The sequence below is a fragment of the Brevibacterium album DSM 18261 genome, assembly GCF_000426445.1.
In the GTDB taxonomy this organism is placed as follows: domain Bacteria; phylum Actinomycetota; class Actinomycetes; order Actinomycetales; family Brevibacteriaceae; genus Brevibacterium; species Brevibacterium album.
On sequence record NZ_AUFJ01000010.1, the window covers coordinates 623,448 to 636,599 of the forward strand.

At 70.8% G+C, this 13,152-nt stretch carries 9 protein-coding genes; 6 read left to right on the top strand and 3 right to left on the bottom strand.

The genetic code is table 11. From position 1 onward, the window contains the following. Positions 1 to 99 precede the first annotated feature (99 nt). From K318_RS0106940 to K318_RS0106950, 3 genes are all read left to right on the top strand, one after another. Positions 100 to 1,974 (top strand): glycosyltransferase family protein, encoded by a 1,875-nt coding sequence (locus tag K318_RS0106940; protein WP_245579791.1) that lies wholly within the window; start codon positions 100 to 102, stop codon positions 1,972 to 1,974. Positions 1,975 to 2,018: 44 nt separating this feature from the next. Then, entirely contained in the window at positions 2,019 to 3,293 is a 1,275-nt protein-coding gene (gene wecC / locus K318_RS0106945) for a UDP-N-acetyl-D-mannosamine dehydrogenase (RefSeq protein WP_029088947.1), read from the top strand. A 96-nt stretch (positions 3,294 to 3,389) separates the two neighbouring features. Further along, on the top strand, positions 3,390 to 4,451 hold the full coding sequence (locus tag K318_RS0106950) for a 2,3-butanediol dehydrogenase (protein WP_029088948.1): 1,062 nt from the start codon (positions 3,390 to 3,392) through the stop codon (positions 4,449 to 4,451). A 68-nt stretch (positions 4,452 to 4,519) separates the two neighbouring features. On the opposite strand, the gene K318_RS0106955 is transcribed toward K318_RS0106950, so the two are convergent. Further along, complete coding sequence (locus K318_RS0106955) at positions 4,520 to 6,139, bottom strand: hypothetical protein (RefSeq protein ID WP_084499799.1); 1,620 nt, start codon at positions 6,137 to 6,139, stop codon at positions 4,520 to 4,522. A 306-nt stretch (positions 6,140 to 6,445) separates the two neighbouring features. Between K318_RS0106955 and K318_RS0106960 the strand changes: the two genes are divergently transcribed. Both K318_RS0106960 and K318_RS20055 read left to right on the top strand, forming a co-directional pair. Further along, positions 6,446 to 7,915 carry a carboxylesterase/lipase family protein gene (locus tag K318_RS0106960; RefSeq protein WP_211233294.1) on the top strand — a complete coding sequence of 490 codons (1,470 nt, stop codon included), beginning with the start codon at positions 6,446 to 6,448 and terminating at the stop codon, positions 7,913 to 7,915. A gap of 118 nt (positions 7,916 to 8,033) precedes the next feature. Beyond that, positions 8,034 to 9,923, top strand: coding sequence for a flavin-containing monooxygenase (locus K318_RS20055; protein WP_084499801.1), 1,890 nt, complete (start codon positions 8,034 to 8,036; stop codon positions 9,921 to 9,923). Between the two features lie 19 nt (positions 9,924 to 9,942). Here the strand turns inward: K318_RS20055 and K318_RS0106970 are convergent, their stop codons facing one another. Further along, positions 9,943 to 10,227, bottom strand: a complete 285-nt coding sequence (locus K318_RS0106970; protein ID WP_029088951.1) for a GlsB/YeaQ/YmgE family stress response membrane protein — start codon at positions 10,225 to 10,227, stop codon at positions 9,943 to 9,945. Between the two features lie 235 nt (positions 10,228 to 10,462). Further along, positions 10,463 to 12,322, bottom strand: a complete 1,860-nt coding sequence (locus K318_RS20060) for a BCCT family transporter (protein ID WP_051297640.1) — start codon at positions 12,320 to 12,322, stop codon at positions 10,463 to 10,465. A gap of 248 nt (positions 12,323 to 12,570) precedes the next feature. Between K318_RS20060 and K318_RS0106980 the strand changes: the two genes are divergently transcribed. Then, the gene (locus K318_RS0106980) at positions 12,571 to 13,128 is read left to right on the top strand and encodes a YdeI/OmpD-associated family protein (RefSeq protein ID WP_051297641.1); all 558 of its coding nucleotides are present in this window, start codon (positions 12,571 to 12,573) and stop codon (positions 13,126 to 13,128) included. Positions 13,129 to 13,152: the final 24 nt, after the last annotated feature.

Here is a 13,152-nt window from a genome sequence, read left to right on the forward strand (position 1 = left end):
GCCCCGTTCGGTCCTCATTCCCCGGCGGAGAATGCCAGAACAATGCGAGTATAGTGTGGGTTCGCCCCTGATCTGAACGCAAGGAGCCATACCCTCATCGTGGCCAGGCCGACATTCCATGACGTCCGCACGGCTCTGTGGCACCTCCGCAGGGGCGGCCTCCCGCAGCTCTCCGAGTGGCGCAGGCGCAGGCGCGTCGACCGGCGCAATCCGCCGCGGCGCGCGCCCGGTGACGGCCTCGACGCCTACGCTCCCGTCACTGCGGACGGCCGTCCCCCCGTATTCGGCGGCGTGCGTGCGGGTGTGATCCTCGACGACTTCTCCCAGCTCGCCTTCTCCTGCGAATGGACGACCGTGCCGCTCACGCGCGAGGGCTGGCGGGACCAGCTCGACGGCCTTGACCTGCTCTTCGTCGAATCCGCGTGGAACGGCAACGGCGGGCAGTGGCAGTACCAGCTCACGGGCACCAGCGGGGTGAAGCCGGAGTTCCGCGTCCTGCTGGCCGCCTGCCGCGAGCGCGGCCTGCCGACCGTGTTCTGGAACAAGGAGGATCCGCCGCACTTCGAGGACTTCCTCGAGGCGGCGGGGCTGTTCGACCACGTCTTCACAAGCGATGTGCGCCTCGTCGAGGAGTACCGCAGCCGGCTGGGACACGAGCGGGTGGGCGTCCTGAGCTTCGCCGCCCAGCCCGCCGTCCACAATCCGGTGCGCCCGGTCGGGCCGCGCCGGGAGCACGGGGCGGCCTTCGCAGGCATGTACTTCGCGCACAAGTACCCCGAGCGGCGGGAGCAGATGGACTGGCTCCTGGGCGGTGCCGCCAAGGCCGCCGCGAAGACCGGGGACCGGTTCGAGATCTTCTCCCGCCAGCACGGCGGCGATGAGCGCTACCAGTTCCCGGACGGCCTCGCCGCGCACGTCGTGGGCTCCCTCCCCTATGCGCGGATGCTGAGCGCGTACAAGGACTTCGCGGTGTTCCTCAACGTGAACTCGGTGGTCGACTCCCCCAGCATGTGCGCCCGGCGCATCTTCGAGATCACCGCCAGCGGCACACCCGTGGTGAGCGCTCCCAGCGCGGCCACCGCCGAGTTCTTCCCGCCCGATGAGGTCTTCCAGCCCGGTGACAGGGCCGAGGCCCGCGACACGGTCCGCGCGCTCCTGCGCAGTCCCGAGCTGCGGGACCGCGCCGTGCATCTGGCCCAGCGGCGGATCTGGCGTGAGCACACGTACACGCACCGGGCGATGGCAGTCATGGAGGCGCTCGGCCTGGAGCACCCGGACCCGACCGCGCCCTCGGCCACCGTCATCGCCTCGACGAACCGGCCGCAGCAGCTCGAGCACCTCGTCCGCAGCGTGGCCGCGCAGACAGGTCAGGAGGTTCAGCTCGCGCTCGTCACGCACGGCTTCGCACCGTCGGCGGCCGAGCTGGACCGCCTGCGGGAGGTGCTCGGCCCCCACGGTCTCGTCCACCGGGAGGCGGCGGCCGACCTTGCGCTGGGAGAGTGCCTCAACCTCGCCGTCGAGGCCGCCGACGGCGAGGTGCTCGCGAAGTTCGACGATGACGACCGCTACGGCGCCCACTACCTCGCCGACCAGATCGCAGCCCTCCGCTATTCGGGTGCGGACCTCGTGGGCAAGCAGGCGCACTACCTCTTCCTCGAAGGCTCGAACACCATGCTCCTGCGCTTCCCCGAGCGCGAGCACAAGTACACGGACCTCGTCATGGGCCCCACCCTGACGGGACACGCGCAGGCGTTCCGCGCGAACGGCTTCGAGGCCAGGACCACGGGCGAGGACACGGACTTCCAGCGCCGCCTCGTCCGCGCCGGGGGCACCGTCTACTCCGCCGACAGGTTCAACTTCGTCCAGGTCCGCCGGCCCGCGGGTTCCCACACCTGGCACGTCGAGGACTCGGAGCTGCTCGCCACCGGGACCGTCCACGGCTTCGGCTTCGCTCCGGAGCAGCACTTCCTCTGACCCGGCGGCCCCGCCGCCCGATACCCCCGCAAGGAAGACATTCCATGGTCACCTCTCCCGAACCCGCCGTCGCCGTCATCGGCCTGGGCTACATAGGCCTGCCCACAGCAGCGGTGCTCGCCAGCAGCGGAGCCTCCGTCACGGGTGTGGACATCAGTCAGATAACAGTCGATGCCGTCAACGCCGGCCGGCTGCCGTTCGTCGAGCCGGAGCTCGGCACCGTCCTCGCCGGTGCGGTCTCCCAGGGGACCCTGCGGGCGGACACGAAGGTGCCTCAGGCCGACTGCTTCATCATCGCCGTGCCCACTCCCTTCAGGAACGGCGAGACGCGCGGGTCCAAGGAGCCGGACCTCTCGTACGTCGAGGCGGCGGCGACGAGCATCGCGCCCCAGCTGCGGGGCGGGGAGCTGGTCATCCTCGAGTCCACGGCTCCCCCCGGTGCCACTGAGTTCGTCGCGCGGACCGTGCTCGGGCTGCGACCGGACCTCACGCTGGAAGCCCACCAGCCTGGCTCCGTGTACTTCGCGCACTGTCCCGAGCGCGTGCTGCCCGGCCGCATCATGGTCGAGCTCAGGACGAACGACCGCATCGTGGGTGCGGTGAACGAGACGGCGGGTGAACGCGCACGCGACCTCTACCAGCTGTTCTGCGACGGCGAGATCCTGCTCACCGATGCCCGCACGGCGGAGCTGTCCAAGCTCACGGAGAACGCCTTCCGCGATGTCAACATCGCCTTCGCGAACGAGCTGTCCGTCATCGCAGACCGTGTGGGGGTGGACGTCTGGGAGCTCATCGAGCTCGCCAACCACCATCCCCGGGTGAATGTGCTGCAGCCCGGTCCCGGTGTGGGCGGGCACTGCATCGCGGTGGATCCGTGGTTCATCGTCTCGGCGGCTCCCGACGAGGCCAGGCTCATCCGGAGCGCACGCGAGATCAACGACGCCAAACCGGAGTTCGTGCTGAACAGGGTCCTGCCGCGGGCGCAGCGGTTCAGGTCACCGCGCATCGCAGCCCTGGGGCTGGCATTCAAGGCCGATATCGACGACCTCCGCGAGAGCCCGGCGATGAGCATCGTCGCAGAGCTCGCCGACCGCGTGCAGGAGGGCACGGTCCTCGCGGTGGAGCCGCACATCGATGCGCTGCCCGAGCCCCTCGCCGCCAAGGGCAATGTGACGCTCACGCCGTTCGAGGACGCGATGCGGGAAGCCGATATCGTGCTCCTCCTCGTCGATCACACGCTCTTCCGGAACGCGGATCCCGCCGAGCTCACCCGGGCGGAGGTCTTCGACACCCGCGGAGTCTGGCGCACTCACCGCTGAGACGGACCGTCCCGTCGGATGACGGGGGCTTCCCCTCACCCCGCACGGCTCCTAGCGTGGGTGGTGCAGACGGACCCGATCCCGGAGGAGGCTCCCATGAGGGCAGCACGGTACTACGACCGCAAGGACATCCGCATCGAGGACATCCCGGAGCCGGAGGTGAGGCCCGGGACAGTCGCGATCGACGTCGCCTGGTGCGGCATCTGCGGCACCGACCTGCACGAGTACCTCGAGGGCCCCATCTTCGTCCCGCCCGCAGGCCACCCCCACCCGATCTCCGGCGAGTCCGCACCGGTCGTCCTGGGCCACGAGTTCTCCGGCACCGTCACGGCTCTGGGCGAGGGGGTCACCGACCTCCAGGTGGGCGAGTCCGTCGTGGTGGAGCCGTACATCATCGCCGAGGACGTGGACACGAGCCCCGGGCAGAGCTACCAGCTCTCGAAGGACATGAACTTCATCGGCCTCGGCGGGGGCGGCGGCGGTCTCTCCGAGAAGATTGTCGTCGAGCGCCGCTGGGTGCACCCGGTCGGCGATATCCCCCTGGACGAGGCAGCTCTCATCGAACCGCTCTCCGTCGCCCACCACGCCTTCGTCCGCTCCGGCGCGGGGGCCGGCCAGACGGCGCTGGTGGGCGGTGCCGGTCCCATCGGCCTGCTCACCGCCGCCATCCTCAAGGCCGAGGGCCTCACGGTGTACGTCTCCGAGCTCTCGGAGGCGCGCAAGGAGAAGGCCCGCGCCACCGGCGTCGCGGACGAGGTGCTCGACCCCCGTGAGGGCGATGTCGCGGAGCGGGTGCGCGAGCTCACCGGCGGTGAGGGCGCGGACGTCGCATTCGAGTGCTCCTCCGTGCCGGTGGTGCTGGACACGCTCATCGATGCCGTGAGACCGGGTGCCGTGATCGTGAACGTGTCCATCTGGGGCCACAAGCCGGAGGTCGACATGCCGCGCCTCGTGCTCAAGGAGATCGACCTGCGCGGGACGATCGGCTATGCCGGGGACCACCCGGCCACGATCGAGCTGGTGCGCAGCGGGAAGATCGATCTCGCGCCGTTCATCACCGGTCGCATCGGCCTCGACGAGCTCATCACGGGCGGTTTCGAACAGCTCATCGAGAACAACGAGGAGCACGTGAAGATCATCGTCGACCCCCGAGCCTGAACCGGTCGCGGACTGGGCGATCACAAGGAGGGCGCGGGACCCCGTCGGGGGCTCGCGCCCTTCGCGCTTCATCCGCGTTCGAACACGATCACGGTGGCGGCGCTCGCGTCGAGGTCCATCCGGAGCGTCTCTTCGGAGTCCCCACCGGGGTCCGCCTCCCCACCGGACCCCGCGCCCGCCCCCGAGTACGGGGGCGCTTCCGGCAGCGGCGCAGGAGGGGTGAAGCGGGTCTGCGAGACCGCGGCGAGCGAATCGGCCGAGACCTGCGCGGCCTCCACCGCCCGGTATCCCTCCGGGGCCGAGATGCGCACAGGAGTGCGGGAGACCTCGGCCGCGTCGGCGGTGCTCATCACCGTGAGCACGAGCCGGCCGCCCGCCTTCCTCACCCCGTAGGCCCGGAGCGCCTCTCCTCCGCCGGTCACCTCGACCTCGACGAACTCCCCGCCCGCGCTGAGCGCGGCCAGGCGGAGCCCGGCGTGCCCCTCCTGCCCCACGAGGAGCGCCTCCTCCTCACCGGCGCACACGACGGACATGGGCGGCCCGCCGCGACACGGGGCGAGCGCTGAATGCAGGGCGAGGCGCTCCGCTCCGAGCGAGGCCGCGTGCAGGGCGAAGTCCACGGTCCACAGAGCCTGCGCCTGCGTGCGGGAGGAGTCATTGGTGCCGGGGCAGCTGGTCGGTCCGGCCTCCTCGATCCACAGGGGCAGGTTCGCGGCCTCGGCGGCGTCGAGACCGATCCCGAGCGCCTCGGCGGCGGCCTCGCGCACGAGCGGTGAGACGAGGTTGGCCGCGAGCGGACCCCGGCCCGGCAGTTCGGCGGACTCGCATTCGTACAGCGCGTACCAGTGCTGGGCGAGCGCCTCGGGCCGTGCGATCCCGGACTCCGCGAAGCCGCGCATCCAGACCCCGTCGTAGGCGTCCGGCCCCACCAGGGGCAGACCGGGCGCCCGCTCCTCGATCGCCGCCTCGTACGCCCGCAGCTGCTCCTGATAGCCCGCAACGTCCCAGCCGTCGGGCCGGAGCCTGTGGTTGGGGTCGCCGTCGACGGTGTAGCCGTTGGGCTCGTTCCCCACCGCGACCGCAAGCAGCGCATCGCCGAGGATCTGCTGGGCGTACGCGGCCATGTCCGCCGCCCGATCGGGCTCGAATGTCCCCAGTGGCAGCCCCAGGGTCACGGTGGAGCCGGTGGCTTCGATCAGACGCGCGAGACGTCGGAGGTCATTCGGTCCGACGGTGACGCTCTCCTCCGGCGGCGGCGCCTCGCCCGAGGAGGTCCAGAACAGGTTCCGGTCCAGCCGGTTCCCGCCGAACCGAAGCGCGGGAGAGCCCAGTTCGCGCAGGCGCTCGTCGAGCGTCGAAGCCGTGGGATCCAGCCGCGGGTCGGCGAGGTCGGTGGCCTCGAACGATATTCCCACGTTCTCCGCGGTCATCCGCGCGCCCGTGGGCTCTGCGGAAAGCCCGATGCCGGCCTCGGCGGCGATCGGCTCACCGGAGCCGAAGTCCTGGGCGAACTCCGCCGGCTCCTCCGTCGCGGAGTCGCGCAGACCCGTGCGCTCATCCGCGGAGGACTCCGGCTCGGGCTGGGATCCCCTGTCCCCGACGCACCCGGCCAGCACGATGAGCGCCGCGACCACGGAGGCGAGAGAGGCGCATGCCCTCCCGCGAGCCGAGCCCTGCAGCTTCCGCATTCCGCCTCCTGTCACCGCGAGCGCTGGCCCGACAAGCCTAGTGACCCGGGCAGGCGACGGCTCACACTCGCCGTGCAGATTCGCACGCTCTTCGTCAGGCCTCCGAGCGGGCCGCCGACCGGGCCTCCGTATGGGCCGCGGTATGGGCCGCTGCGCTGGGCCTTCACACGGTGCGGTTCCTCCTCCTTCCGTGCCACCGACCCACCACTTGACGCCCGCTTCAACTGAGTGAACACTTGCTCAGCAGAGGGACTCGCGCACCGGCAGCGCCGCCGGTGGGATCGGAGGGACACCGCGATGACGCAGGTGAGCACACGCACGGGCACGGTCGAGGGCAGCGAGGCCGGAGGCGTGCACGTCTTCCGCGGGATCCCCTATGCGGAGGCTCCCAGCAGGACGGGCATGTTCCATCCGCCGGTCCCGGTGGCCGCGTGGGACGGGGTCCGGTCCGCCCAGGGGTGGGGAGCCACCGCGCCCCAGACCCCCTACGCCCCCTCGCACGCCCGGCTGCTCGCGAACCCGCAGCACCCCGGTGAGGACATCCTCAACCTCAATGTGTGGACGCCGGACCCCGGCGCCTCCCTGCCGGTCTACGTCTTCATCCACGGCGGCGCCTTCGTGCACGGCTCCGGTGCCGTGCCGCAGTACGACGGCACCGCATTCGCTCGCGGCGGCATCGTCACGGTCACCCTCAACTACCGCCTGGGGGCGCAGGGCTTCCTCCACCTCCCGGAGGGACCCGCGAACATCGGCCTGCGCGATCAGATCGCCGCCCTGACGTGGGTGCAGGAGAACATCGCGGCCTTTGGCGGCGATCCGGCGCGGGTGACGATCGGGGGCGAGTCCGCCGGCGCCATGAGCGCGGCCGCGCTGCTCGCCTCACCGCAGGCCCGCGGCCTGTTCCGCGGCGCGATCCTCCAGAGCGGCGCCGGCCACCACGCGCTGCCGGCGGAGACTGCGCACGAGGTGGGCCACGCGCTCGCGGACGAGCTCGGCATCACACCCACCCGCGAGGCGTTCGCCGCCAGCGAGACGGCTGATGTCCTCGCCGCGGTCAAGCGCCTCACGCTCCAGCTGCAGACCGCACCGGACCATGCGCGCTTCCGGGAGGCGGCCGCGAACGCCATGCTGTTCTCCCCCACCATCGACGGAGAGGTGCTGACGGAGCTGCCCGTGACCGCCGCGGCCGCGGGGAGGACAGCCGACGTCCCCGTGCTCATCGGCACCAACCGGGACGAGAACCGGCTCTTCACGGTCCCCTCCGGCGCCTTCGCCGCGGCCGACACCGCAGCCCTGCACCGGGTGCTGCGCGGGCTGGGCTTCGCGGATCCGGAAACCGCCGCGCCGCTCTTCTCCGATCCGGGCGACCGCAGCCCCGGCGCCGCGCTCACGCACGTCCTCACGGACTGGATGTTCCGCATCCCCGCCATCAGATTCGCCGAGGCACGCGCCGGCGCCCACACCCTGCCCACCTATATGTACGAGTTCGCATGGCCGAGCCCGATGGAGAGCCTCGGCTCATGCCATGCGCTCGAACTCGCCTTCGCCTTCGACACGCTGGACGCTGAGCAGTCCTCCGCCCTCACAGGCCCCGATGCGCCCCGCGGCCTCGCTGCCGACCTCCACCGGACCTGGACGGAGTTCATCGGCACGGGCAGCCTCCCGTGGGCGCCCTACACCCCGGAGAACCGCACGGTCGAGGTCTTCGACACCGTGCGCACCACCGCCGTCGACCCCCTCAGCGAGCGGACCGCCGCCTGGCGCGGACTGCGCTGAGCTGGAGCCCGCTCGGAGCAGGCCCCGCGACGGGTCGAGGCAGCGCTCCTGTGGCGGGCCTCCGCCGTGACGAAGTCCCGTGCGATGACGACGTCGTGGAAGCACAGAGGAGACGCATATGAGCACCGAGACCCTGCGGCGGTACGCCGCCGAGCGCGAGAAGCGCCTGCGCTCAGGAGGTCGCGAGTACGTGCGGGTCCGCGAGGCCTTCGCCGAGCAGCCCGCCGACCCCCATCAGCCGATGCGCCCGCGCGAGCCGGTCCGCGACGAAGTCGAGTTCGCCTTCGTCGGCGGGGGCTTCGCCGGCCTCCTCACCGCCGCACGGGTGCGCGACGCCGGGCTCGCGCCCGAGGACGTGCGCATCATCGACTCCGCCGGGGACCTGGGCGGGGTCTGGTACTGGAACCGCTATCCCGGCCTCATGTGCGACACGAGTTCCCTCATCTACATGCCGCTGCTGGAGGAGACCGGCCACCGGCCCACTGAACGCTATGCGCACGGGCCGGAGATCGCCGCACACTGCCGGCGTATCGGCCGTCAGTACGGGCTCTACGAGAACGCGCTCCTGCACACCTCGGTCACACGGGCGGAATGGCTCGAGGGCGAATCCCGGTGGCTCGTCGAGACCGATCGCGGCGATGCCTTCCGTACGCGGCACCTCGGCATGGGGATGGGACCCCTGAGCATCGCGAAGCTGCCTGCGATCCCCGGCATCGCGGACTTCTCCGGCCCCTGGTTCCATACGAGCCGCTGGGACTACTCCGTCACCGGCGGCAGCCCGGAGGGCGCCCCGCTCACGGAGCTCGCCGGGCGGCGGGTGGCCGTCATCGGCACCGGCGCCACGGCGATCCAGGCGATCCCCGAACTCGCGAAGTCAGGGGCCGAGGTGCTCGTCTTCCAGCGCACACCCACCTCCGTGGACGTGCGCGACAACGGGCCCGTGGACCCTGAGCGCTTCGCCGAGCTGGCTGCGCACCCCGGCTGGCAGGCGCGGCTCCTCGACAATTTCACGCGCGTCTGGGACGGCCACCGGCTCGGTGAGGAGGGCGAGGTCGAGGACCTCATCGGCGACGGCTGGACCGATCTGGGTCGGCGTCTGCGCGCGGCGGTGCGCAGCGTGCCCCCGGAGGAGGCCGGACCTGAAGCCTACGCCCGGGCCGTGGCGCAGGCCGATCTCGCGAAGATGGACGAGATCCGCGCCCGCGTCGACGCCGTCGTCGAGGATCCGGTCGCGCGGGACGGCCTCAAGGCCTGGTACTCGCAGCTGTGCAAGCGGCCGGGCTTCCACGACGAGTACCTGCAGTCCTTCAATCTGCCGCACGTCCGCCTCGTCGACACGGACGGACGCGGCGTCGAGCGGATCACGGAGCGCGGGGTGGTCGTCGGCGGCGAGGAGCACCCCGTCGACGTCATCGTCTACGCGACCGGCTTCGAGTACTCGGCCGACCCCTCCGCGAGCTGCGGCTTCGAACTCGCGGGCAGCGGCGGCCGTACGCTGGCCGAGGCCTGGTCAGGAGGCATGCGGACACTGCACGGGATCCACGTCCACGGCTTCCCCAACCTCTTCGTCCAACAGCTCGTGCAGGGCGCCTTCCTCAGCTCCAACGTCCCGCACAACTACACGCATGCCGCCGATGCCATCGCCGCCGTCCTCGCGCATGCCCGGGCGACCGGCGCGGACCGCGTCGAGGCCACCGCCGAGGCGCAGGAGGAATGGGTGCGCATGCTCGTGGACAACGCGCGGCCGATGAACCGCAGCGACTGCACCCCCGGCTACTACAACAATGAGGGGCAGGCTGCGCCTGAGAGAGTGAGGTACAACGTGGGGCACCCCGGCGGGGCGTTCGTCTTCTTCGACCACCTCGAGCGGTGGCGCAGGAACGGCGACTTCCGGGGGCTCGGCTTCTCCTCGCCGGCGGAGCGCGCGGCCGCTGAGAAGCCGGAGGAGGGCGCCGCAAGCGACCGGGCAGGAGAAGCCCCCGCCCAGGCCCTCGCCGGAGGTGCCTGAACGGGGGTTCTCGGGGCCCTCAGGCCTCGGCCCGGGTCCTGCCCTTGGTGAGCAGACCCCACACGAAGGAGAACACGAGCGCGCCGATCACGGCGATGAGGAACGAGCCCCACGACCAGGGCTCGCTGAAGACCGCTCCGATCCCCTTGCCGCCGAAGAGGCCGAACAGGAGCCCGCCCACGAAGGCCCCGATGAGCCCGAGGATGATGGTGCCGATCCAGCCGCCGCCCTGCTTGCCCGGGAGGATGAGCTTCGCGAGCGCTCCTGCCAGCAGTCCGACGACGATCCAGCCGATGACGACCATGATGCTGCTCCTTTCTCGATGCCCCGGCGGCTGCCGGGGCGGTGAGCGGACCAGTCCTCCAGATGAGGAAGGTCTGCTTCCAGGGTAGACCTGCTGAGGGAAACAGGACACCCCTCCGAAGAATACTCCTCAGAGACAACGCGTCTTGCCCTCTGAAGTCCACGCTACACCGCATCTGACCTGGCGTGAAGCCCTCGTGGCGGCTCACGCCCGCGGTGCACCACCGCACAGGCGCCTACTCGCCGCGCGGTTCCACATCGTCGAGCGGCAGGCTCTCCCGTGCCGGGGCCTGCTGTCCGGCCTGCGGCAGCCGCCTGCTGCCGGTCCGGCCGGCGAGGGTGACGTTCCGCCTCGGCCGCCTGCTCCCGCGCGGCCTGTCACGGTCATCGACGTAGGGATCGCGCATGACCGGCACCTCGGTGCGCGGCTGCGGCCGGGTGACCGCCTGCTCGGGGTCGTCGTAGTCGTAGGGGTCCTCGTCTCCCCCGCGCATCCGCCGCACGTACTCCTCCGGGGGCAGCACGCGCCGCCATTCGCGCGTGCGCATCGCAGGGAGCTCGCCGGCATCCTCGCGCAGCGCGCGCCTGAGCGCGTACATCTGGAAGAACGCGATGACGAAGAACGGCAGGCCGATGAGGATGCTGATCGACTGCAGCGCCGTGAGACCGCCCTCGCCGGAGAACACCAGCAGGGTGGCCGTGATGAGGCCGACGGCGAGCGCCCAGAACAGGCGCTGGCCCAGGGGGTTGAAGTCCTCGTGCCCGTTGGCCATCGTGTCGATGACGAGTGCGGCGGAGTCGAGCGAGGTGATGAAGAAGACGACGACCACGGCGATCGCGATGACCGAGACGATCCACGCACCCGGATAGTTCGACAGCAGCTCGAAGAGCGCGCCGGGGATGTCCTCCTCCTCGACCACCCTCTCGACCAGCCCGCCGTCGCCGTTCAGCTCGACGTCCAGCGCCGCCCAGCCGAAGACGCCGAACCAGATCACCGAGAAGAGCGAGGGGACCGCCAGGACCCCGACGACGAACTGCCGGATGGTGCGCCCGCGCGAGATCCGGGCGATGAAGATGCCCACGAACGGCGACCAGGTGATGGTCCAGGCCCAGTAGAAGACCGTCCACGTGTTCTGCCAGCCCGTGTCCCCCAGCGTGTCGTTCCAGAAGGCGAGCTCAGGCAGATTCACGAGATAGGAGCCGAAGGACTCGAGTGTGCCCTTGAGCGCGAACAGGACGGAGCCGCCGGCCGCGAGGACGAAGAGGAGCAGGCCCACGGCCGCGACGATGTTCACGTTCGAGAGGACCTTGATGCCGCGTTCGAGGCCGAGCCCCACGGAGATCATCGCGATGAGGGTGACGACGCCGATGATGATGAGCTGCCAGCCCGCGTTCTCCGGGACGCCGAACAGCTGCGCAAGCCCGCCGTTGATCTGCAGGACGCCCAGGCCGATCGAGACTGCGACGCCGAACACCGTCCCGATGATCGCGACGACGTCGATGAACCGGCCGATGGGACCGTGGATCCGCTTGCCCAGGATCGGCTGGAAGATCGAGGACACGCGGGGCGGAAGGTTCCGCTTGTGGATGAAGTAGGCGAAGCACAGCGCCGGCAGGGTGAAGATCGCCCACGTGTGGAACGTGAAGTGGTACAGCGCGAAGTTCACCGCGTCGACGGCGGCCGCACCCGTCTCCGGCTCGATCCCGAGGGAGGCACCGCGCGGCGGGGCGCCGAAATGGCTCACGGGCTCTGCCACTCCCCAGAACATGAGGATGGAGCCGATGCCGGCGGCGAACAGCATCGCGAACCAGGTGGCGTTCGAGTGCTCGGGGGCCTCGTCGTCGGGGCCCAGCTTCACTCGGCCGAACCTGCTCGCGGCCATGTAGATGAGGAAGACGAGGAACAGCGTCACGCCCAGCACGTAGAACCAGCCGAGGTTCACCATGAGCCACTGGGAGGCCGCGCCCGTGGCCGCGGACAGGGGGTCGGTGAAGAGGATCGTCGCGAGCACGAAGAGGACGATGACACCGGCGGCGGCGAAGAACACCGCAGGTGTGGTGCGCAGTCGGAGCCGGTCATGGAGTCGGTTCAACATGCCGCAACGCTCCCACGGATCCCGGAACAGCACAACCGAACTTGGCTTACAGGCGCGCTTCCCACCTGCTTCTCCCCCAATGCCCAGGATCTTCACGGAACACTGATCCGGCTTCGCGGCGACGCCGGGGTGCACGATGATCCGAGCAGGGATCGAGAAGCACCGCCGGCACGGCGTGCATAGGCTGGAATCGCCGAGGGGCGACGGACGGCGGCATCGGGGTGCCGCGAGGACGAGGAGGAGCAGACATGGCTGGGGTGCATACGAGCGGCGGCGAGGCAGCGGCGAGCGGCCGTGCGCGGGTGAGTCGGATCGGCGGGAGGCTGCTGGTCCGCCTTCCCGCGGAGGCGAGCCTGGCGATGCCCTCGCGCGGACAGGTCGCGGTGCACGCGCGGCTGGGCGAGTACGCCTTCGACACGGTGCTCGAACCGGACGGCCGCAAGGGCCACTGGATCGCGGTGACGGAGGAGCTGCGGGCGGCGACGGGCGTCCGTGCCGGCGAGGAGACCTCCTTCGAGATCGAGCGCAGCGACGCCTGGCCCGAGCCCGAGGTGCCCGCCGACCTCCGCGAGGCGCTCGCCGCGGAGCCGGAGACCGCAGCGCCTTGGCAGGACATCACGCCGATGGCCCGCTGGGAATGGGTCCGCTGGATCGGGGCGACGAAGAGTGCTGCGACCCGGGACAAGCGGATCGGCGTGACGGTCTCGAAGCTGCTGGCCGGCAAGCGGCGCCCGTGCTGCTTCGACCTCGCCTCATGCACGGATCCGGAGCTCGCGAAGAGCGGCAAGCTCATCGAGGAGAGCTGAGAACGGAAGCCGCCCGGGCGAGCG

Coding starts and splice junctions, on each gene's coding strand:
- wecC (WP_029088947.1), top strand. CDS start 2,019: ATGGTCACCTCTCCCGAACCCGCCGTCGCCGTCATCGGCCTGGGCTAC.
- K318_RS0106950 (WP_029088948.1), top strand. CDS start 3,390: ATGAGGGCAGCACGGTACTACGACCGCAAGGACATCCGCATCGAGGAC.
- K318_RS0106955 (WP_084499799.1), bottom strand. CDS start 6,139: ATGCGGAAGCTGCAGGGCTCGGCTCGCGGGAGGGCATGCGCCTCTCTC.
- K318_RS20055 (WP_084499801.1), top strand. CDS start 8,034: ATGAGCACCGAGACCCTGCGGCGGTACGCCGCCGAGCGCGAGAAGCGC.
- K318_RS0106970 (WP_029088951.1), bottom strand. CDS start 10,227: ATGGTCGTCATCGGCTGGATCGTCGTCGGACTGCTGGCAGGAGCGCTC.
- K318_RS20060 (WP_051297640.1), bottom strand. CDS start 12,322: ATGTTGAACCGACTCCATGACCGGCTCCGACTGCGCACCACACCTGCG.
- K318_RS0106980 (WP_051297641.1), top strand. CDS start 12,571: ATGGCTGGGGTGCATACGAGCGGCGGCGAGGCAGCGGCGAGCGGCCGT.